Here is a 20424-nt window from a genome sequence, read left to right on the forward strand (position 1 = left end):
AAAATACATTTGTATCATTAATTATTCAATTTTGGGGTGACATAAGCATGAAAGGTTATTTAAATTTAGAAGATGGAGCCTCTTTTGAAGGAGATCTGACAGGAGAAGCTGGCATCACAGGTGAAGTGGTCTTTTTTACAGGTATGACAGGTTATCAAGAGGTGCTCACAGATCCTTCCTATAAAGGTCAGATCATTGTTTTCACATATCCGCTGATCGGAAATTACGGCATTAATCATGAAGACTTTGAGAGCAAAAAGCCTCAAGTAAAAGCGGTGGTTGTTTACGAGGCAGCAGAGCATTTTTCACATCATCTTGCAGCGGTCAGCTTAAAAGATTATTTACAAAAGTGGAATATTCCGCTTCTGACACATACAGATACGCGCGCAGTCGTGCAAAACATCCGGGCAAATGGAACGATGAACGCTGTGCTCAGTGTAGACGAAAACGAAACGCCGCCTGCAATGAAACAAGACAATGTCGTCGCACAGGTGACAGATAGCGAGATCTACACACAAGGCAGTGGTGAGGAACATGTGGCGCTCATTGATTTTGGCTTTAAAAAATCAATTGCAGATTCGCTTGCAGCGCGCGGCTGTAAAGTAACCGTCATTCCATATAAACAAATGGAAAAGGTGTTTGAGATCAAACCAGATGCGATCCTGCTGTCAAACGGACCTGGAGATCCGAAAACCATGACACCATATTTAAAAACGATTCATGACATCATGATGACATTCCCGACACTTGGAATCTGCTTAGGTCACCAATTAATCGCTCTAGCACTTGGCGGGGATACGTATAAGCTGCCATTTGGCCACAGGGGAGCGAATCATCCTGTACAGGATACAGAATCCAAACGTGTCTTTATGACAAGTCAGAACCACAGCTATGTGGTGAATGAAAAAAGCATGAATGACAAAGAAGTGGATGTGAAATTCCTTCATGTCAATGATGGATCTGTAGAAGGATTCATTCATAAAGAAAAGCTGATTATGTCAGTTCAATTTCATCCAGAAGCACACCCAGGGCCTGCTGAAAGTGAATGGGTATTCGATGATTTTATTGAGAAAGTGAAACAAGCAAGGAGAGAAGTCGCACATGCCTAAAGATCAAAGCATACAAACCATTCTAGTCATCGGGTCTGGTCCAATCATCATTGGTCAGGCAGCAGAATTTGATTACTCAGGAACACAAGGATGTATGGCCTTAAAAGAAGAAGGCTACAAAGTCATCTTAGTGAATAATAACCCAGCAACCATTATGACAGACGAGTCATTTGCTGATGAAATCTATTTTGAACCGCTTTCAGTTGATTCAGTGACAAGAATCATTGAAAAGGAAAAACCAGATGGTCTTTTAGCCAACCTTGGCGGACAGACGGCTTTAAACCTTGCTGTCGAGCTAGAAAAAGCCGGTGTGCTGAAAAAGCATGGGGTAACTCTGCTCGGAACGTCAGTTGAAACAATTGAAAACGGTGAAGATCGAGAGAAATTCCGTGCTCTCATGAAGCATTTGAACGAACCTGTGCCAGATAGTGAAATTGTGGATAATGCGGAAGATGCCCTTCAATTTGCAAAAGAAGTCGGCTTCCCAGTCATCCTAAGACCAGCATACACACTTGGCGGTAAAGGCGGCGGAATCGCTCTAACAGAAGAGGCATTTAAGCCGCTCATTGAAGGAGCTCTTTTAGCGAGTCCGATTCACCAGTGTTTAGTTGAAAAAAGCATAGCTGGCTTTAAAGAAGTCGAATATGAGGTCATGAGAGACCGTCAAAATACGTGTATCACGGTATGCAACATGGAAAATATTGATCCAGTTGGTGTGCATACAGGAGACTCAATTGTCGTTGCACCTTCCCAGACATTAACGGATCAGGATTATCAAATGCTCCGTTCAGCGAGCCTGAAAATCATTTCAGCACTGGATGTAGTCGGCGGCTGCAACATCCAATTTGCCCTTGATCCACTCAGTAAAGAATACTTTGTCATTGAGGTGAATCCTCGGGTCAGCCGTTCATCTGCTCTTGCATCAAAAGCAACGGGCTATCCGATTGCGAAAATGGCAGCTAAGCTTGCGGTGGGGTATACGCTTGACGAATTGAAAAACCCGCTCACAGGCACAACCTATGCTAGTTTTGAGCCGGCACTCGATTATGTTGTCGTGAAATTCCCGCGCTGGCCGTTTGATAAATTTAAACAGGCAGACCGTCAATTAGGCACAAAAATGAAGGCTACTGGCGAAGTCATGGCGATTGATCGGAATTTAGAATCAGCCATCCAAAAAGCAGTTGCATCCCTTGAAATTAAAACGAAGGGCTTCCACCTGCCAGAACTGAAAGAGCAATCGACAGAACAATTATTTGAACTCATCAAAACACCAGACGATCGCCGATTTTTCGCAGTTATGGAGCTTCTTTCAAGACAAGAAACGGTTGAAACGATTCATCAAACGACGAAAATCGATCGATTCTTCTTACATGTGTTCCAGAATATGATTACGCTCGAGCAAGAATTGAACGATCATAAGGGGACGCTATCAAAAGATACCTTGAAAAAGGTAAAAGAAAAAGGATTCCTTGATGAAACGATTGCTCTTCTTACGGGTCAAACGGAAGAGTCAATCAGGCAGCTCCGTCAAGAGTACGGGATTGCTGCTTCATTTAAAATTGTCGACACATGTGCGGCGGAATTTGATGCAAAAACGAATTACTTCTATTCCACCTACTTTGGAAAAAGTGATGGTGAGCATCAAGAAAAAACAAAGCAGCGTGCTCTTATCATTGGCTCAGGTCCGATTCGAATCGGGCAGGGGGTCGAATTTGATTATAGTGCCGTTCATGGCGTTCTTACCTTGCAAAAGCTTGGATTTGAAACCATCATGATGAACAACAATCCAGAAACAGTCAGTACTGATTATGAGATTGCAGATCGTTTATATTTTGAGCCGATTACATTAGAGCACATCCTAAACGTTGTGGAAGCAGAACAAATTGATTTTGTCATTGTCCAATTTGGCGGACAGACTGCGATCAACGTCGCAGAAGGCTTAGAAAAAGCCGGTGTCACGTTGTTAGGTACATCCTTTGCTACGCTGGATGCACTTGAAGACCGTGATTTATTCTATCAGCTTCTTGATGAACTGAACCTTCCTCACGCAAAAGGAGATACAGCTCATTCAAAAGAAGAAGCACTCGTACATGCGAAAAGCATCGGTTACCCTGTATTAATTCGCCCATCGTATGTCATTGGCGGAATGGGAATGATCGTTGTTCAGTCAGAAGCACATTTGGCATCACTGCTCGATCAGCCAGATCATTTGCCATACCCAATCTTAATTGATGAGTACGTCACTGGAAAAGAAGTTGAAGTGGATCTTATTTCTGACGGAAAAACAGCCTTCATTCCAACGATCGTAGAACATATTGAGAAAGCGGGCGTGCACTCAGGTGACAGCTTTGCCATTTTACCAAGCATCTCAATCAGTGAAGATATCAAACAGCAGGTGCATACTGCGTCTGAACAAATAACGAAGAAATTAGCGTTCAAGGGCATTATGAATATCCAATTTGTCATCAAAGGTGATCAGGCGCTTGTATTAGAGGTGAATCCGCGGGCAAGCCGGACTGTTCCAGTCGTCAGTAAGGTAATGGGCATTGATATGATCCCAATAGCCACTCAATTATTAGCTGGTGCGGCGCTTGAAGAGCTAAACCCTGCAACGAAAAACAAAGGGGGGACAGCGGTCAAATTCCCAGTGTTCTCATCCCATGCCATTCAAGATATCGACCTCAAGCTGACACCTGAAATGAAAGCGACAGGAGAAGGAATGTGTGTAGGCAAGAACGCCGAAAGCGCCTTGAAAAAAGTGTTTGCACCGATCTGGAAGAAAAAAGGAAGCCTCTTTATACAAGGCAGTGAGCAATTGATCGATGAAGCGAAACATGCAGGCTTTGACGTCTGGACTGGCAGCTTTGAATCCTGGCTGCAGAATGAAGATAAATCCCTTCATATTCATTTAGGAGAAGATGAAGAGGCAAAAGAGCAGCGTGTAAAAGCACTCACACACGGCGTTCAAGTTCTAACTGAATATGAAACAGTTCAAGCATTCCTGCAAGGGAAAAATGGAGATGTATCACCAGTATCACTCCATGAATTATATAAAAAGGAAGTGACGGCATGAGTCAAATCGACGTGCAACCGGCATTATACGGAAAAGACTTTTTATCGTTAAAAGATTTCTCAATCCATGAGATTGCTTATTTAATTGAAAAAGCGGAAGAAATGAAACAAAACCCATATCAAGATTTATTCAAAGGGAAAACGTTAGCAATGATTTTTGAAAAATCTTCGACTAGAACCCGTGTCTCGTTTGAAGCGGGGATGACGCAGCTAGGAGGACATGCGCTCTTCCTCAGCTCAAATGATTTGCAAATTGGCAGAGGGGAAACCATCAGTGATACAGCGCAGGTGCTGTCTGGCTATGTCAACGGTATTATGATTCGAACCTTTGAGCATGAGAAGGTTGAAGAGCTTGCACAATACGCGTCTATTCCAGTCATTAATGGATTAACGGACTACTCACATCCATGTCAGGCACTTGCTGATTTATTAACGATTAAAGAAACAAAAGGCACGTTAAAAGGAATCAAAGTCGCCTATATCGGTGACGGAAATAACGTGGCGCACTCCTTGATGGTCGGCTGTGCGCAGCTAGGCTGTGACATTGCGGTTGCATCACCAAAAGGCTATGAACCACTTCAAGAAGTAACAGACACTGCCCGTGAGTTTGCGAAACAATCAGGTGCAGAAGTGACCGTGACGACAGATCCTGTCGCAGCTGTAAAAGATGCAGATGTTATTTATTCAGATGTGTTTACAAGCATGGGACAGGAAGCAGAAACAGAGAAACGTCTTGCTGAATTTAAAGAATATCAAATCAATGACGAACTGATGAGTCTTGCGGCAAAGGACTATATTTTCCTTCATTGTCTCCCGGCACATCGCGGCGAAGAAGTGACGGCAGATATTATTGACGGGCCGCACTCAAAAGTATTTCAGCAGGCAGAAAACCGCCTGCATGTGCAAAAAGCGTTAATGAAAGAACTTATGTATCAACCATCCAAATAAATCAAAGTGTCCCTGACTCGTATGAGCAGGGACTTTTTGCATAAAGGATTGGAGAGTCAAGGGACGGGACATAATAACATCAATCGAGAAAGGAGGATGAAAATGGGTCAGCAGCATCAATTTAAATCAGGGAATAAGGCACCAAATAATGGTGTATATATCGAGATCGGTGAAACTGGCAGTATGGTGAAAGATCCTTTAAAGATTAAGCTTAAAGCAGGCGATGTCTTTCCTGATAACTCGAACCATAATCGTGTTTGGACTTACCAAAGAAAGCCGTAAGCAATTGACTAAGAGTCATAAGGAATAAGTCTTTAGAGGCATGTGTCATGCCTCTTTTTTCTTTATAATAAAAAACAATTAAGTTCCAATTTTCAAATAAATAGTATGAAAAAAAGAGAACTTAAGGTAAAATATGTAATATATTGTTGAAAGGATTTGTGTGATGGAAAAGATGAATCTCAGTGAAAGTGTTTGGAATAAACGCTTCACCTCATTATTCATATCAAGACTCATTAAAAACACAGGGGAAAGTTTTGCTTTTACATCCGTCCTTTGGCTATTGATTTTAAGAGGGGATGGAGCGCTCGGTACAGGACTTCTTCTAGCAGTAACTGTTCTCCCTTCATCTTTGCTAGCCCCAATATTAGGACCTCTTATGAAAAAGCATCATTTGTCTAAATGGATGTTCGCTTCAGATGTTGTTCGAGCAACAATTGTACTCATTATTCCACTTCTGCACTTTTCGCATCTATTGCCTCTATGGTTATTGATCTCATTAATGGTTATTCAATCGGCAACAGGTGCAGCATATAATCCAGCTTCGGTGGCCATCTTACCGCAGATTGTTCCAAAGCATCTCATTCAAAAAGCAAATGCGATCCTGCAATCTTCTTTTGAGATTGTTGCACTTGCAGCAGTCATGGTGGCTGGTCTTTTGGTTAAATTGATTGGCCCTGCTGATACCCTGCTGATCACCACTGCTTTATTTGTTATTTCTGGCCTGTTTATTATCGGGGTTAAGCTGAAGAAAACCGATGAAGAAAAAGCAGCAGGCATTAAACAAGCGAAGAATACATATTTGTATAACTTAAAAAAAGGGTTTCTCGTTGTCAAAAACCATCACATTTTATTTGCACTCACACTTTATTGTATCTTAATGAATGTCGCAGCAGCTCCGTGGCAGGCGCTCTCAGCGGTATACGTAGCAGAAGCGCTGCAAAGCGACTCCATGGTGTATTCCATTTTAAGAGGCGTTGCCGCAGTGGGCGCGTTTATGATGGGCTTTGCTCTAGCGAAGGTCAAAATTAAGAGATTTGGTTTGTTCTTTATTGTCGCTGGCATGATTGAAGGGGCCGCGTTCTTTATGACAGGGATGAGTACATGGCTGCCGGTCGTTCTGCTTGCTTCCTTTATTTTCGGAGCTGCTGTCAGTGCGATCAATGTACCGGAAATGGTCATTATTCAAACGTCTGTTGACCAAGAGGATCAGCCGCAAGTATATGCTGTGATCAATGCGTCATCAAATGTCTTTCTCCCGCTTGCAGCTGTCGTATCAGGCGTTCTGGCAGAAAGATTTGGAGCGGGACCTGTCATTGCTGGCGGAGGAATCCTTGAAATTTTATCAGGTATCGCGATCTTCCTGTTTACAGGGCTTGCGAAAAGCCATTTGACAGCGGACAAACAAAAGTCCGAAACCGTCGAGGTGTAAACGATAAAAACCCCCTGAATGTTATAGACAGGGGGTTTTAGCATGCCGCTTTTTAATCACGCAGAAAAAAAGAAAAAAGAGCTAAACATCATTTTAGCTCTTTTTCACAAATCGTTTTCTTGCATATTAAGAGTGTTTTGTTGAACTTTCCGTTTCTTTCATTGGACTTACTTCAGCAAAGATGAATAAAATAACCGTAAACACAACTGCAAGAATGGAAGTGAGCGTAAAATCATAAGCAGCTCCATTCATAGAGGCAACGATGTAACCAGCCATATGTGTCAGCAGAAAAGTCCAAATGAGGGTGATAATATAATGCATAATCCCACCGTCCTTTATGTAACAATCTATTGATTATCATACCATAGATGCAAGTGAAGGGAAAAGACTGTTTTCCGCCTTTATGTGACCATTTTTAGACCTTCTGCTATAAAAATAAAAAGAATTCTTCTGTCTTTAGGGGATTTCCTTATTCCTACAAGAGTTGTTGTTCATATCATAGAAAGCAGAATCACTGAAAGGAGGCTGGCCATATGGGTGTAAGCGAACGTTTTTTCCAGCTTGGTTCCCAGTGGAACATCATTCACCTTCCTCAAAAACCAAATGGCTTTGGCATTCTAATCCTCGGTGACCGAAATCACTTTGTGCAGGAAAATACATCATTCTGGCTTCAGCATTATGGAAGAAACCAGCTTTTAACTGCCTTAAAGGATGAAGGATATACATTGTTTAATAGTCAACTTCATGGGAATCACTGGGGATGCGAAGATGCTGTTTTTAGTGCCAAGCAGCTCGTGCATCACACATTAAAACAAGAAATATTAAACCGGGAAATTCATGTGCTCGCAGAGGGAATGGGCGCACTTGTTGCCATGAGCCTTGCAGAGGAGATGCCTGAAGTGTTAAGGTCCATTGCGATGATGAATCCATGTCTGAATCTGGATGCACAACGAGAAAGAGAAAGGGAACACAAATTCTTTTACAAGCAGCTGATCAAAGAGTTAGCAGAGAGCTATGGCTGTTCTGAAAAGGAAGCTGAAACGTATCCACTGCCTTCTTGCCCTGTTCATTCTGCTCATGTGCCGATTCATATATGGCAAAGACTAAACGGCGCACCTTATGCATATGATCTTCACGCAAAACCTTTTATTGATCAGCATATGAAAAATCCAGAACATTGTCAGATCGATCTCACACTGCATATGTTTGATCATCCGAGAAGAATCTTTCAATCCATTCACAAGTTTTATAAATCGCATGAAAGAGAATTGTGATGAATAGGATGATAACAGCCCTTCATAGAAAGGGCTCTTCTTTTTATTCGATATTAAAAAAGGGGACATGAACATGGAAACAGGACTGATCATAGGGGCAGATGAATTTTTTGGCCTGACACTTTGTGAATATATGATGAAAGAGGGCATTCAAGTGGATATCACGCGTCCTCATGATCTTAAAGAAGAACAAAAGGAACTGTTAGAAGAGCGGATGATGTGGCTGGGCAGAAATGATCTCGTTCGTGTCATTGACCTTCAGGATAGCAAAGACACGTATGATCTCATTTTTATTCAATCAGAGGAACCGCATAACAGGCAGGAAGACATCAAAGCAAAGCATGGCATGTACAGGATTCTTTTTCATAAACCTGAAAACGAATCAGCAAAACAGAATGTGCCGGCAGTGATTCTTCCTCACATGTTCGGACCATGGACACTCAATGAAGATCAAACAAAGCGTGCAGATTCATTTTTTGTAGAAGATGTGGCGAAGAACTTGTTACAATGGGCATCAGACACAGGTCAAAGACAGGACATGACGTATGAATTGAAGGTAGAAAGCGAAACAGATGACAAAAAAGCAGAAGATATGATAGCTGAATGGAAAAGACAAAACTCAACATTTTTCGACAAAAAGCAAGAATGATCTTCCATCTTATCTTTTTTCAGTATAAAATAAACCTATATTTAACATACAGGTTCATCACTGCATGTTGCAAAAGGGAGTTGAACATGGCATGAAGTACCAGCGGCTTGTCATGATCTTTTCGTTCCTTCTTCTATTATCTGCCTGCTCGCAGGCGCCTTTAAAAGGAAAAATTGAGAAGGTGGGTTTACTCGTCCCCGATACGATCAATGATCAAGTTTGGGGAACGAAAGGTTATAAAGGCTTATTAAGTATCCAATCAACATTTGGTGTAGATGTTTATTATAAGGAAGGAATGGTCGACAAGGAGAAAATCGTTGATGCCATTGAAGAATTCCATAAAAAAGGAGTCAATTTGATTATTGGCCATGGCAATGAATACAGTGAAATTTTCAACTTGATCAGTGAAGATTATCCAAACATACAATTTATTACGGTCAATGGAAACAAGCCTCAGGCGGACAATGTCACAAACGTGACGTTTAAAGGTGAAGCGATGGGCTTTTTCGGAGGCATGACAGCTGCACATATGTCTAAAACAAAAAAGATTGGTATTCTTGCTACATATGATTGGCAAAGTGAGGTAGACGGCTTTATAAAAGGGGCAAAATATCAAGATGAACATGTACAAGTGTTAGCAGAGTTTGTCGAAAACTGGGATGATGCTGACAAAGCGGTGGAGCTCTATCAAAAATTAAAAAAGCAGGGCGTAGATGTTGTGTATCCCGCAGGTGATGGTTATAATATCCCTGTCATTGAACAAATCAAAGCCGATAATTTATCAGCGATCGGGTACGTGACTGATCAATCCAACCTCGGAAGTCATACGGTTTTAACGAGCACTGTCCAGCATGTTGATAAAGCGTACAGCATCATTGCAAAGAAATTTAATGAAGGCAAGCTGAATGAACAAGGTCAGTACTCCTTTGATTTTAAAGAAGGAGTGATCGAGATGGGGAAATTTAGCACCACCATTGACGACGCTTTTGTGAAAGACATTGAAAGTGATATTGCGTCTTACAAAAAAACAGGCAAACTGCCAAATGAAAAGTGAGGAGACGACGATCATGCAGCACGAAAAATCGATGGAATTTTTACAAATTGCCATGAAGTATTTTCCGCAGGCAAAGGAAGAATTAGATAAAGCAGGGATTCAGCTTGAGCCTGAAGCGCTTCAGCCGCTGCTAACATTATTTACATCTGTCATGCAGGAAGCATATGAGCTAGGAAAAGCAGATGCAGAATCAGAAAAAGCCACAGAATAGTGGCTTTTTTTTATGATAATTTTTTCTTGAAGGCACTAATCATAGGACCAACATCTTTAAACACAGGCTTCAGCTCATCGATGGAGTTCATAATGTTCCCAATTTGATTCATGACATGCATGTAGTCAATTGAGTCATCACTTGAAGATGTCTCCGCACGTTCCTCCTTTGCCTCTGACTTACTTTTCTCCTTTTCAATCGGCTGTCCAAACATCATTGCTGAGAAAATATCTTTTTGCGCCATAACACATGTTCCTTTCTACTATTGGTATATATCATTAATCTATGAAAAAAGTGAGAGAAAAGGTTAGACGTTTGTATTGCCAAGAAGAAAAAAATAAGGTAAAATTAGTACCAGATACTAATATAAGATCACAATATCACATGCTCGTATGAGTAAAAGGAGTCTTATTCAATGAATGCTGGAATTATTGGCCTTGGCCGCTATATACCTGAAAAAGTATTAACAAATCATGATTTAGAAAAAATGGTTGAAACTTCTGACGAGTGGATTCGTACTAGAACAGGTATAGAAGAAAGAAGAATTGCATCTGATGATGTCAATACATCTCATATGGCGCTTGCTGCTGCAAAAAAAGCATTAGCTGACGCAGATGTGGCTGCAGAAGATATCGATATGATTCTTGTGGCAACAGTCACGCCAGATCAAGCATTTCCGACAGTCGCTTGTATGATTCAAGAGCAGCTCGGTGCACATAAAGCATGTGCAATGGATATTAGCGCTGCGTGTGCTGGCTTTATGTATGGGCTTGTTACTGGAAAACAATTTATCGAATCAGGAACTTACAAACACGTGCTTGTCGTCGGTGTTGAAAAACTTTCTCGCATTACCGACTGGGATGACCGCAATACAGCTGTTTTGTTTGGAGATGGAGCTGGCGCTGCTGTGCTGGGAGAAGTCAGCGAAGGCAAAGGAATTCTATCATTTGAACTCGGAGCAGATGGAAGCGGCGGGAAGCACTTGTACTTAGATGAAAAAGATCATACAATCATGAATGGACGAGAAGTATTTAAATTTGCTGTAAGACAAATGGGCGAGTCAAGTGTAAACGTCATTGAAAAAGCTGGACTATCAAAAGAAGACGTTGACTTCTTGATCCCGCATCAAGCAAATATTCGCATTATGGAAGCAGCACGCGAACGCTTAGAGCTGCCAGTTGAAAAAATGTCGAAGACTGTCCATAAATATGGAAACACATCAGCAGCTTCTATTCCAATTTCACTATGTGAAGAAATCGAAGCCGGAAAAATTCATGACGGCGATGTGATTGTAATGGTTGGTTTTGGCGGCGGATTAACTTGGGGCGCAATCGCTATGCGATGGGGCCGATAAAAGAGTGGGGTGCACAAATTAATGGATAAGAAACGAGTAGTTGTTACAGGATTAGGTGCTTTGACACCACTTGGCAACGATGTAGAATCAACATGGAAAAATGCTTTAGCGGGAGTATCAGGGGTTGGACCGATTACACGTGTCGATTCAAGTGAATATACCGCAAAAGTAGCAGCAGAACTAAAAGATTTTAACATTGAAGATTACATGGAGAAAAAAGAAGCGCGAAAAATGGCACGCTTTACGCAATATGCAGTCGTTGCTGCTCAAAAGGCGCTCGAAGATTCACGTCTTGAAATCACAGATGAAATCGCACCGCGTGTTGGTGTATGGGTTGGGTCTGGTATTGGCGGACTTGAAACATTTGAAGAGCAGTTCGAAGTGTATTCAAATAAAGGGGCAAGACGCGTAAGTCCATTCTTCGTCCCAATGATGATTCCTGATATGGCGACAGGTCAAATCTCTATTGCACTTGGTGCAAAAGGAGTTAACTCTTGTACAGTGACAGCATGTGCAACAGGTACAAACTCAATTGGTGATGCATTTAAAGTCATTCAGCGCGGAGATGCAGATGCAATGATCACAGGCGGAACAGAAGCGCCGTTAACAAAAATGTCGTTTGCGGGTTTCTGTGCGAACAAAGCCCTTTCGACAAATCCTGATCCAAAGACAGCAAGCCGTCCGTTCGACAAAAACCGTGACGGATTTGTCATGGGTGAAGGTGCAGGGATTATTGTTCTTGAAGAACTTGAGCATGCGTTAAAACGTGGTGCGACCATTTATGCTGAAATCGTTGGTTATGGTTCAACTGGAGATGCCTACCATATTACGGCGCCAGCTCCAAACGGTGAAGGCGGCGTCCGTGCAATGCAAGAAGCGATTCGAGATGCAGGTTTGTCTGTGGAAGACATTGATTATATCAATGCCCACGGAACAAGCACACCTTACAATGATAAATTTGAAACAATGGCGATTAAAGAAGTGTTCGGAGAGCATGCGAACCAGCTTGCAATCAGTTCAACAAAATCAATGACAGGTCACTTACTTGGCGCAGCGGGCGGAGTAGAAGCTATTTTCTCTGTTCTTGCGATTAAAGACAGCGTCATTCCTCCGACCATTAATCTTGAAACACCGGATGAAGAATGTGATCTTGATTATGTAGCAAATGAAGCACGTTCAAAAGAAGTACAAGTTGCTTTAAGTAACTCACTTGGTTTTGGCGGGCATAATGCGACAATAATTTTCAAAAAATACGAAGCGTAATACTTCCTGAGAAAGCGGCGGTCGATAAACAGATCGCCGCTTTTTTGCATATGATGAAAATGGAGGTGTTCAGCGGTATGGGTCTGATCAATACACAATATCTCATTCATCAATCATCATCATTTCAGGAGCTTGCGGCGCGCTTTATTCCTTATTTTAAAGGGGCAGAGGAAAAAGAATGGTCGTCTATCCTCGCTCACCTGCAGCATCACGGGATGGTTCGGTCTTGGAGCTCGTGTAAAAACATGATCGACAAGCTCAAAGAAAAAGGGTACTTCAAGCTTGTCATGAAAGAATACCAAACGCTTCAAAAAGAGTGGGAAGGTCCTGACATCCCTGTGTTTATTTTACCTGTCAACGAGAGCAGCAGAGAAATCAGAGAGCAATTTTATTATCAATCCGGCATGGCATTTGATGACAAGGTCTTTCTTTTTTTGTCTCCAAATACCCCGAAGGAGCGAATCGGTACATTGCTGACTCACGAGTATCACCATGTATGCAGGCTGCATTTTCTCTCAAAAGAAGAAAAAGACTTTACATTCCTCGATACAATCATGATGGAGGGGCTCGCTGAATATGCTGTGTATCATAGATATGGTGAGAGCTATACAGCGAAATGGACCACCTTCTATAGCGAATCCCAGCTTCAGCGCATGTACAAGAAATGGGTATCCAGTCATCTTGATCAAAAAGTCCAGGACGACGAAAGGCTGATACAGAATCTTCTTTATGGAAAAGGGAACTACCCTAAAATGCTTGGTTACGCCACCGGGTTTTATATCGTGAAAAAATATTTTAATGAGCACCGAATCAGCGAGGAGTCTATGATTGCAGAGCCGTCAGAAACTTTTTTAAAAGCGATAGAATCAAAAAGTGAGTAATTCACATAAAAAGAGACATATTACAAATTTACTAAATACTTCTTGATTTCGTCATAGCGATGTAATAATATACAAATAATTCTTTTTATTTTAAAAAGACGGAATATTCAGGTTCGATTCTATTGATCTATGGAGAAAGGGGCGAATGAATGAGCACGCTGCTTGAAGTGCAAAACTTAAAAACATATTTTTTTCGAAAAAAGGAACCGATACCTGCTGTTGATGGCGTTGATTTCAGCATCAACAGAGGAGAAACTGTCGCATTAGTCGGTGAGTCTGGATCTGGCAAAAGCATTACGTCCTTATCCATTATGGGTCTGATTCATGGAACTGGTGGGAAAATTATGGACGGTTCTATCAAACTTGATGGAAAGGACCTTGTTACATATAGTGAAAAGGAATTATGCAGCATCCGTGGTAATGAAGTATCTATGATCTTTCAGGAACCCATGACCTCACTTAATCCCGTCTTAACCATCGGAGAACAAATAACAGAAATCCTCATCTATCACAAAAAATTTTCAAAAAAAGAAGCGGTCAAAAAAGCGGTTGATCTGCTGAAGCTTGTTGGTTTTTCCCGTCCGGAGCAAATCATGAAAGATTATCCGCATCGATTATCAGGCGGCATGCGGCAAAGAGTAATGATTGCCATAGCGCTCAGCTGTGATCCGAAGCTTCTCATTGCAGATGAACCGACAACAGCCCTGGATGTGACCATTCAAGCACAGGTCCTCACATTAATGAAAGATTTATGCTCTACCTTTGGTACTTCTATTCTTCTTATCACACATGATTTAGGTGTCGTGTCTGAAGTAGCAGATCGAGTGATTGTCATGTACTGCGGACAGGTTGTTGAAAATGGAACCGTGGAAGAGTTGTTTGAACAGCCGCTTCATCCTTACACAGAAGGGCTGCTTGAATCAATTCCTGTCATTGACGGAGACATCCAGCCGTTAACAGCCATCAAAGGAAATGTTCCTGCGCCAGATCAGCTTCCAGCCGGCTGCCGCTTTGCTCCTAGATGTCCGCAAGTGAAGGAACGCTGCCTGGGTGAACTGCCTAAGCTGAGAACATTTGAAGATGGCAGAAGCGTCAGATGTTTCTTATATGAGGAGGCAGATCAAACATGACCCTTGCTCAAAATCAAACACAAATAACGGAATTACCAGAGAAAGAAACGATTCTTGAACTGAAACAGATTCGAAAACATTTTCCGATTAAAGCGGGTGTCTTTCAGAAAAAAGTCGGTGCAGTAAAAGCTGTTGACGGCATAGACTTGAAGATTTATAAAGGTGAAACGTTAGGTATTGTCGGGGAGTCAGGATGCGGTAAATCCACATTAGGACGGACGATGATTCGTCTATATGAACCAACTGACGGTCAAATCTTTTTTAAAGGGCAAGACATCACGCGCGTATCAGAATCAAAGCTAAGACAATCTACACGAAAAAACATCCAAATGGTTTTTCAAGATCCCTTTGCATCACTCAACCCTAGAAAAACACTTCGAAGCATCATCAAAGAACCCTACAAAACACATCACTTATATTCCTTAAAAGAAAGAAATGAAAAAGTAGAACAGCTTTTATCAAAGGTAGGCCTTCATCCAAGCTTTGCGAACCGCTATCCCCATGAATTTTCAGGCGGGCAGAGGCAGCGAATCGGCATCGCTCGTGCGCTTGCCATGAATCCCTACATGATCATCGCAGATGAGCCTGTATCAGCACTTGATGTATCCATTCAGGCGCAGGTCATTAATCTAATGGAGGAGCTTCAGGAGGAATTTGACCTTACCTATCTATTTATCTCTCACGATTTAAGTGTGGTCAGGCATATTAGCGATAGAGTCGGCGTCATGTATCTCGGCAAAATGATGGAGCTTGCCGATAAACATAGTCTGTACGATGAACCGCTCCATCCATATACACAGGCTCTGCTTTCTTCCGTTCCTGTCACCCGTAAAAAAGGGCAGGTGAAAAGAGAACGCATTATGCTGCAAGGCGACCTGCCGAGTCCTGCAAATCCGCCAAAAGGCTGCGTATTTCACACAAGATGCCCGCATGCGAAAGAAATCTGTAAAGAAAAAGTACCAGCATTTCAGGAGTTAAAAACGAACCACTTTGTTGCCTGCCACCTCTACAACGCTTGATCAAGCTTGTATGATCTCATCTTTGAGAGGGGGGATGAAACAGGATTCTGTCATGATTTTTAAAAAAGAATAGGGGGAATTGTCTATGAAAGTTAGAAATAGAAAGTCCATTTTGGTCAGTTTACTGCTGATTTTTACATTAATCCTAGCTGCTTGTTCTGGTGGAAATAAAACATCTGGAGACAGTGAAAAGAAATCCACTGGTAAACCGGTACAAGGCGGAGATCTTGTCATCGGTTCAATTGCAGAGCCAACATTATTTAACTCTCTGTATTCTACAGATGTGGCAAGCTCTGATATTGAAGAAAGAATCTACAGCTTCTTACTTCAAACAGACGGAAAGCTGAACCCTCAGCTATCGCTGGCAGAGGATATTAAAGAATCGGATGACGGCAAGCAGTTTGATGTCACCATTAAAAAAGGTGTGAAGTTTCATGATGGTGAAGAACTGACTGCTGATGATGTTGTGTTTACATACAGCATTCCAATCAATAAGGACTACAATGGGGAGCGCGGATCAGGCTTTGAAGTATTAGAGTCTGTTAAAAAGACAGGGGACTACTCGATCGAATTTAAGCTTAATAAAAAAGATCCCTATTTTTATAATGTCACATTAGGAAGCTATGGCATTTTACCTAAGCATATTTTAGGTGATGTGCCTATAAAGGATCTCGGTGAAAACGAATTTAACCGAAAAAAACCAATCGGTTCTGGTCCATTTAAATTTGCAGAGTGGAAAGAAGGAGACTACGTCAAACTAGAAGCCTTTGACGATTATTGGGATGGACGTCCATACCTTGATACCGTCACGATTAAAACGATTCCTGACCAAAATGCAGCCATTGCTCAGCTGTCAGCAGGCGATATTGATTTCTTTGCTGTACCAGGAGCGGAGCTGCAAACAGCTGAAAAAGTGAGCAACATTAAAATTGAATCTGACTTAGGCCTGAATTATTCATACATTGGCTGGAACCAGAAAAATGAACTTTTTAAAAGTAAAAAGGTCCGCCAAGCGCTGACACATGCCATTGATCGTCAAACGATTGTTGACCAAGTGTTAGATGGAGACGGCAAAGTAGCTAACATTCCAGAAAGTCCGCTGTCCTGGAACTATCCAAAGGATGAAAGTGTTCCAGTATTTGAATTTGATCAAGAAAAAGCGAAAAAGATGCTGAAAGAAGAGGGCTGGGAGGATACAGATGGAGATGGCTATCTTGATAAGGATGGCAAGAAATTCTCCTTTGTCATAAAGACCAACCAAGGAAATAAAGTTCGTGAAGATATCGCTGTCGTTGTCCAGCAGCAGCTCAAAGAAATTGGTGTGGAAGCGAAGCCGCAAATTGTGGAATTCAGTGCACTCATTGAGCAGACGACACCGCCTAAATGGGATTATGATGCGCTGCTGCTCGGCTGGAGCCTTGCGACATTCCCTGATCAATTTAGCATTTTCCACTCAAGCCAGTCAGAAAAAGGCTTAAATAACATCTGGTATAAAAATAAAGAGGTCGATAAGCTGTTAGTCGATGCTAAAAAATTAAGCGATCGAAAAGATTATTCAAAGGCATATGAAAAAATTTATAAACTGATCGCAGAGGATCAGCCATATACGTTCCTTTACTATGCTAACTCACATCGCGCTATGCCATCTAATCTTCAAGGCTATTCTTACCACCCGAAAGATGAGTATTACAAAATCGAAAAATGGTGGCTTGAACAGTAGGCTGATAGTGAAGAGGGGGAGGATTCTCCCCTTTCACCGTGAGAACAATCCCTTGCATTTGGTGTCAGGTCTTTGCGTGGTGCTAATCGCGCTCCCGTATCAGCACGAGAATTCAAGGGGGTTCATATCACGCTGAAAAGAAGACAAAGGGCTAAAATAACTTCATTTTAGCCTTTTTTTCACAGAATGGCGATCCGATGAAAAAGGAGTTGTGCATATGGTTACATATATCATTAGAAGGACATTGCTCTCTATTCCTATTTTATTAGGGATTACCATTTTGTCCTTTGCCATTATGAAAGCAGCACCAGGCGATCCGATGTCACTCATGATGGACCCTACCATTAGTGCGGCAGACCGGGAAGCATTTATTGATAAGTACGGCTTGAATGATCCGGAATATGTGCAATATATGAAATGGCTTGGCAATATGCTTCAAGGTGACTTTGGCACATCCATTGTCAAAAAGGGAACGCCCGTGGCTGATTTGATTTTTGCCCGGCTGCCAAATACCCTCATCCTCATGATTTTTTCTACATTAGTTGCCCTGCTGATCGCCATCCCATTTGGTGTTCTTTCAGCAAAACGTCCGTATACAAAGCTTGACTATGGGATTACGGTTACATCTTTTATCGGACTGGCTATTCCAAACTTTTGGTTTGGTCTCATCCTCATTATGGTTTTATCCGTGAACCTAGGGTGGTTCCCGACTGGCGGAGTCTCTACCTTGAATGCTGATTTTAATGTGTTTGATCGGCTCCATCACATTATTTTACCTGCCTTTGTTTTAGCAACGGCTGATATGGCAGGGCTGACCCGGTACACAAGGTCGAGTATGCTTGATGTCATGAGGCAGGATTACATTCGCACCGCAAGAGCGAAAGGCTTTAGAGAAAACAAAGTTATTTTTAAACATGGTTTACGGAACGGTCTTATGCCTGTCATAACGATTTTCGGATTGATGATACCATCCTTTATTGGCGGCGCAGTCGTGGTGGAACAAATCTTCACCTGGCCTGGACTTGGAAAGCTGTTCATTGATTCTGCCTTTTCGAGAGATTATCCGGTCATTATGGCGATGACCGTTATTTCCGCAGTGCTCGTGGTGGTGGGGAATTTAATAGCGGATATTTTATATGCGATCGTTGATCCGCGTATTGAATATTAGAAGGGAGCTGAAGGACAATTGGCACAGCCTAATATGGGAACACCTCCTGTTGATATCAAATTAAAGGAGGGCCTTCCGCCAAAGCCAGAGACAATGCTGCGTTTATTTTGCGAGAAATTTTTCAAAAATAAATTGGCAGTTGCCGGCTCCGTGATCTTATTGGTCATTATTTTTTCTGCCATTTTTGCTCCAGTGATCGCTCCATATGCACCAGAGCATCAAGATTTATTGAAGCGGCTCCAGCCGCCAAGTGCTGAGCATTTTATGGGGACAGACAAGTTTGGCCGCGATATTTTCTCAAGGGTGCTATATGGCGCGCGCGTTTCTTTATTGGTCGGTTTCGTCTCGGTGGTTGGTGCAATCACTATTGGAACTGTCGTTGGCGCGGTCGCGGGGTATTTCAAAGGGTTTGTTGATTCCTTGTTAATGAGGTTTGTGGATGTCGTGTTGTCGATTCCAGATATTTTTCTATTGATCACGCTCGTCACCATTTTCAAACCGGGCATTGATAAATTGATTTTAATCTTTGCTCTGACTGGCTGGACAACAACCGCCAGGCTCATTCGCAGTGAATTCTTATCACTTCGAACAAGAGAATTCGTACTCGCGGCAAGAACCATTGGAACGAAAAATCATGTCATCATCTTTTCGCATATTTTACCGAACTGTATCGGTCCTATTATTGTGTCAGCTACATTAAAAGTAGGCTCTGTCATTTTAGCTGAATCAACGCTCAGCTACCTTGGCTTTGGTATTCAGCCACCAACGGCAAGCTGGGGCAACATGCTGCAAGATGCACAAAATTTCTCGATTATGGTGCAAGCGTGGTGGTACCCGCTTTTCCCAGGCTTACTCATTTTGCTGACTGTTTTATGCTTTAATTTTTTAGGAGATGGGCTGAGAGATGCGCTTGATCCTAAAAAGCTGAAGTAAGGTTTAAAGGGGCTCTGCGTGCGCTCTCCGTTTCCTGAATGAAATAAAGACACGAAGCCGTCATTCATCCAGCTTGAAGTTTTGATAAAGTTGGAATAATTTCTCTATCCCTTGCCCATACTGTGGACAACAGTTTTTATAAAGTGAGGGATTGGTTATGTTATTTCTTCATGACGTATGGGTGAATTGGTTTGAAGGGGAAGAAAATGGCTACAATGTGTGTCATTTTCATGAGTGGCGTAAGGAGGACAGCGTTGAGCTGTTAGATCAAGTGCCTTTACTTAAGGTGCAGAGTCCTTTGTTTGATTACATAGAGAATGATCTTTCAGAGCTGCCAAAGACGCTGCTAGAGTCTGTATTTGAGAAATCATATATTCGAAAAAATCATGAGCGCCGTAAATTAGAGTATTGCTTTGTAGTCACAGATGGCATACGAATCATTGCCGTGGATACGATTGGGTATTCCATTCCTGTGAGAAAAAGCCGCTTGATCCCAAGGCAGGAGCAATTGGTCTATGAAATGGTGAAAGATGTGAAAGCAGAAGAATATGAATTCTCTAAGGACAGTCTTGAATCGACGAAGGAGTACCACATTCTATCACTGCCGCCGCAGCATATCAGCGGATTAACGAGAAAAGAAAGACAGCTGAAGCAGCTGATGTTTATGGCGCTCGATCAATTAAAGGGGCTCCAAAACAGGGCGGAGATTGCGTATTGGTATACGGAATGGAACCCGCGCATGTACAACCAAATCAAACGAATGTCATTCGAAGAGATTTGGAACATGCTTTACAATGAAACGATTGATGGATGGTCAGAAAATCATTTAGCTTTCTGTGAAAAAATGATTAAAGGACAGCCATTTTTCGAAAAACTTTGGGAAATGGAAAACGAATCAAAAGTAAATTAGAAAAAGCTTGCAGCGAGT

The 20424-nt window shown here is 42.0% G+C and carries 20 protein-coding genes; 18 read left to right on the forward strand and 2 right to left on the reverse strand.

From position 1 onward, the window contains the following. Nucleotides 1-47 precede the first annotated feature (47 nt). The 5 genes from QR42_RS05420 to QR42_RS05440 all read left to right on the forward strand — a co-directional run bounded on the left by QR42_RS05420 (nt 48) and on the right by QR42_RS05440 (nt 6840). Nucleotides 48-1109 (forward strand): carbamoyl phosphate synthase small subunit, encoded by a 1062-nt coding sequence (locus tag QR42_RS05420; RefSeq protein WP_039177774.1) that lies wholly within the window; start codon nt 48-50, stop codon nt 1107-1109. After that, complete coding sequence (locus QR42_RS05425) at nt 1102-4182, forward strand: carbamoyl-phosphate synthase (glutamine-hydrolyzing) large subunit (RefSeq protein WP_039177778.1); 3081 nt, start codon at nt 1102-1104, stop codon at nt 4180-4182. Before QR42_RS05420 ends, QR42_RS05425 begins: the two co-directional genes overlap by 8 nt. After that, nucleotides 4179-5129 carry an ornithine carbamoyltransferase gene (gene argF / locus QR42_RS05430; protein ID WP_039177780.1) on the forward strand — a complete coding sequence of 317 codons (951 nt, stop codon included), beginning with the start codon at nt 4179-4181 and terminating at the stop codon, nt 5127-5129. The genes QR42_RS05425 and argF overlap by 4 nt, the downstream gene beginning before the upstream one ends. A 102-nt stretch (nt 5130-5231) precedes the next feature. Next, nucleotides 5232-5411, forward strand: a complete 180-nt coding sequence (locus tag QR42_RS05435; protein ID WP_008348517.1) for a YjzC family protein — start codon at nt 5232-5234, stop codon at nt 5409-5411. Between the two features lie 163 nt (nt 5412-5574). Continuing rightward, nucleotides 5575-6840 (forward strand): MFS transporter, encoded by a 1266-nt coding sequence (locus tag QR42_RS05440; RefSeq protein ID WP_039177783.1) that lies wholly within the window; start codon nt 5575-5577, stop codon nt 6838-6840. 126 nt (nt 6841-6966) lie between these two features. On the opposite strand, the gene QR42_RS05445 is transcribed toward QR42_RS05440, so the two are convergent. Then, nucleotides 6967-7161, reverse strand: a complete 195-nt coding sequence (locus tag QR42_RS05445) for a YjzD family protein (RefSeq protein WP_003211779.1) — start codon at nt 7159-7161, stop codon at nt 6967-6969. A 212-nt stretch (nt 7162-7373) separates the two neighbouring features. Here QR42_RS05445 and QR42_RS05450 point away from each other — a divergent pair, with 212 nt between their 5' ends. From QR42_RS05450 to QR42_RS05465, 4 genes are all read left to right on the forward strand, one after another. Then, nucleotides 7374-8114, forward strand: a complete 741-nt coding sequence (locus QR42_RS05450) for a hypothetical protein (RefSeq protein ID WP_039177786.1) — start codon at nt 7374-7376, stop codon at nt 8112-8114. Nucleotides 8115-8187: 73 nt separating this feature from the next. After that, a complete protein-coding gene (locus QR42_RS05455; RefSeq protein ID WP_039177788.1) occupies nt 8188-8763 on the forward strand; it encodes a hypothetical protein in 576 nt (191 codons plus the stop codon). Between the two features lie 91 nt (nt 8764-8854). Beyond that, on the forward strand, nt 8855-9817 hold the full coding sequence (locus QR42_RS05460) for a BMP family ABC transporter substrate-binding protein (RefSeq protein WP_039177790.1): 963 nt from the start codon (nt 8855-8857) through the stop codon (nt 9815-9817). Between the two features lie 13 nt (nt 9818-9830). Beyond that, complete coding sequence (locus QR42_RS05465) at nt 9831-10028, forward strand: ComZ family protein (protein ID WP_024425054.1); 198 nt, start codon at nt 9831-9833, stop codon at nt 10026-10028. Between the two features lie 10 nt (nt 10029-10038). Here the strand turns inward: QR42_RS05465 and QR42_RS05470 are convergent, their stop codons facing one another. Continuing rightward, nucleotides 10039-10272: a hypothetical protein gene (locus tag QR42_RS05470; protein WP_039177793.1), complete on the reverse strand. Its 234-nt coding sequence runs from the start codon at nt 10270-10272 to the stop codon at nt 10039-10041. Between the two features lie 171 nt (nt 10273-10443). Between QR42_RS05470 and QR42_RS05475 the strand changes: the two genes are divergently transcribed. The 9 genes from QR42_RS05475 to QR42_RS05515 all read left to right on the forward strand — a co-directional run bounded on the left by QR42_RS05475 (nt 10444) and on the right by QR42_RS05515 (nt 20406). After that, nucleotides 10444-11382, forward strand: a complete 939-nt coding sequence (locus QR42_RS05475) for a beta-ketoacyl-ACP synthase III (RefSeq protein WP_024425052.1) — start codon at nt 10444-10446, stop codon at nt 11380-11382. 21 nt (nt 11383-11403) lie between these two features. Next, nucleotides 11404-12645 (forward strand): beta-ketoacyl-ACP synthase II, encoded by a 1242-nt coding sequence (gene fabF, locus QR42_RS05480; protein ID WP_039177794.1) that lies wholly within the window; start codon nt 11404-11406, stop codon nt 12643-12645. A gap of 77 nt (nt 12646-12722) precedes the next feature. Further along, nucleotides 12723-13526, forward strand: coding sequence for a DUF2268 domain-containing putative Zn-dependent protease (locus tag QR42_RS05485; protein WP_039177797.1), 804 nt, complete (start codon nt 12723-12725; stop codon nt 13524-13526). 149 nt (nt 13527-13675) lie between these two features. After that, a complete protein-coding gene (locus QR42_RS05490; protein WP_039177799.1) occupies nt 13676-14656 on the forward strand; it encodes an ABC transporter ATP-binding protein in 981 nt (326 codons plus the stop codon). Next, nucleotides 14653-15675, forward strand: a complete 1023-nt coding sequence (locus QR42_RS05495) for an ABC transporter ATP-binding protein (RefSeq protein ID WP_039177802.1) — start codon at nt 14653-14655, stop codon at nt 15673-15675. Before QR42_RS05490 ends, QR42_RS05495 begins: the two co-directional genes overlap by 4 nt. 85 nt (nt 15676-15760) lie before the next feature. After that, entirely contained in the window at nt 15761-17395 is a 1635-nt protein-coding gene (locus QR42_RS05500; protein ID WP_039177804.1) for a peptide-binding protein, read from the forward strand. Nucleotides 17396-17612: 217 nt separating this feature from the next. Continuing rightward, on the forward strand, nt 17613-18563 hold the full coding sequence (locus QR42_RS05505) for an ABC transporter permease (protein ID WP_034621771.1): 951 nt from the start codon (nt 17613-17615) through the stop codon (nt 18561-18563). 33 nt (nt 18564-18596) lie between these two features. Then, entirely contained in the window at nt 18597-19496 is a 900-nt protein-coding gene (opp4C, locus tag QR42_RS05510; protein WP_080772319.1) for an oligopeptide ABC transporter permease, read from the forward strand. 157 nt (nt 19497-19653) lie between these two features. Then, entirely contained in the window at nt 19654-20406 is a 753-nt protein-coding gene (locus QR42_RS05515) for a YjbA family protein (RefSeq protein ID WP_039177811.1), read from the forward strand. Nucleotides 20407-20424: the final 18 nt, after the last annotated feature.

Origin of the sequence: Bacillus sp. WP8, assembly GCF_000800825.1 — a bacterium.
Taxonomy (GTDB): domain Bacteria; phylum Bacillota; class Bacilli; order Bacillales; family Bacillaceae; genus Bacillus; species Bacillus safensis.

What these genes read in the sequence shown, in the direction of transcription:
- QR42_RS05420 (WP_039177774.1), top strand. Translation starts at nt 48, where the DNA reads ATGAAAGGTTATTTAAATTTAGAAGATGGAGCCTCTTTTGAAGGAGAT.
- QR42_RS05425 (WP_039177778.1), top strand. Translation starts at nt 1,102, where the DNA reads ATGCCTAAAGATCAAAGCATACAAACCATTCTAGTCATCGGGTCTGGT.
- argF (WP_039177780.1), top strand. Translation starts at nt 4,179, where the DNA reads ATGAGTCAAATCGACGTGCAACCGGCATTATACGGAAAAGACTTTTTA.
- QR42_RS05435 (WP_008348517.1), top strand. Translation starts at nt 5,232, where the DNA reads ATGGGTCAGCAGCATCAATTTAAATCAGGGAATAAGGCACCAAATAAT.
- QR42_RS05440 (WP_039177783.1), top strand. Translation starts at nt 5,575, where the DNA reads ATGGAAAAGATGAATCTCAGTGAAAGTGTTTGGAATAAACGCTTCACC.
- QR42_RS05445 (WP_003211779.1), bottom strand. Translation starts at nt 7,161, where the DNA reads ATGCATTATATTATCACCCTCATTTGGACTTTTCTGCTGACACATATG.
- QR42_RS05450 (WP_039177786.1), top strand. Translation starts at nt 7,374, where the DNA reads ATGGGTGTAAGCGAACGTTTTTTCCAGCTTGGTTCCCAGTGGAACATC.
- QR42_RS05455 (WP_039177788.1), top strand. Translation starts at nt 8,188, where the DNA reads ATGGAAACAGGACTGATCATAGGGGCAGATGAATTTTTTGGCCTGACA.
- QR42_RS05460 (WP_039177790.1), top strand. Translation starts at nt 8,855, where the DNA reads ATGAAGTACCAGCGGCTTGTCATGATCTTTTCGTTCCTTCTTCTATTA.
- QR42_RS05465 (WP_024425054.1), top strand. Translation starts at nt 9,831, where the DNA reads ATGCAGCACGAAAAATCGATGGAATTTTTACAAATTGCCATGAAGTAT.
- QR42_RS05470 (WP_039177793.1), bottom strand. Translation starts at nt 10,272, where the DNA reads ATGGCGCAAAAAGATATTTTCTCAGCAATGATGTTTGGACAGCCGATT.
- QR42_RS05475 (WP_024425052.1), top strand. Translation starts at nt 10,444, where the DNA reads ATGAATGCTGGAATTATTGGCCTTGGCCGCTATATACCTGAAAAAGTA.
- fabF (WP_039177794.1), top strand. Translation starts at nt 11,404, where the DNA reads ATGGATAAGAAACGAGTAGTTGTTACAGGATTAGGTGCTTTGACACCA.
- QR42_RS05485 (WP_039177797.1), top strand. Translation starts at nt 12,723, where the DNA reads ATGGGTCTGATCAATACACAATATCTCATTCATCAATCATCATCATTT.
- QR42_RS05490 (WP_039177799.1), top strand. Translation starts at nt 13,676, where the DNA reads ATGAGCACGCTGCTTGAAGTGCAAAACTTAAAAACATATTTTTTTCGA.
- QR42_RS05495 (WP_039177802.1), top strand. Translation starts at nt 14,653, where the DNA reads ATGACCCTTGCTCAAAATCAAACACAAATAACGGAATTACCAGAGAAA.
- QR42_RS05500 (WP_039177804.1), top strand. Translation starts at nt 15,761, where the DNA reads ATGAAAGTTAGAAATAGAAAGTCCATTTTGGTCAGTTTACTGCTGATT.
- QR42_RS05505 (WP_034621771.1), top strand. Translation starts at nt 17,613, where the DNA reads ATGGTTACATATATCATTAGAAGGACATTGCTCTCTATTCCTATTTTA.
- opp4C (WP_080772319.1), top strand. Translation starts at nt 18,597, where the DNA reads ATGGGAACACCTCCTGTTGATATCAAATTAAAGGAGGGCCTTCCGCCA.
- QR42_RS05515 (WP_039177811.1), top strand. Translation starts at nt 19,654, where the DNA reads ATGTTATTTCTTCATGACGTATGGGTGAATTGGTTTGAAGGGGAAGAA.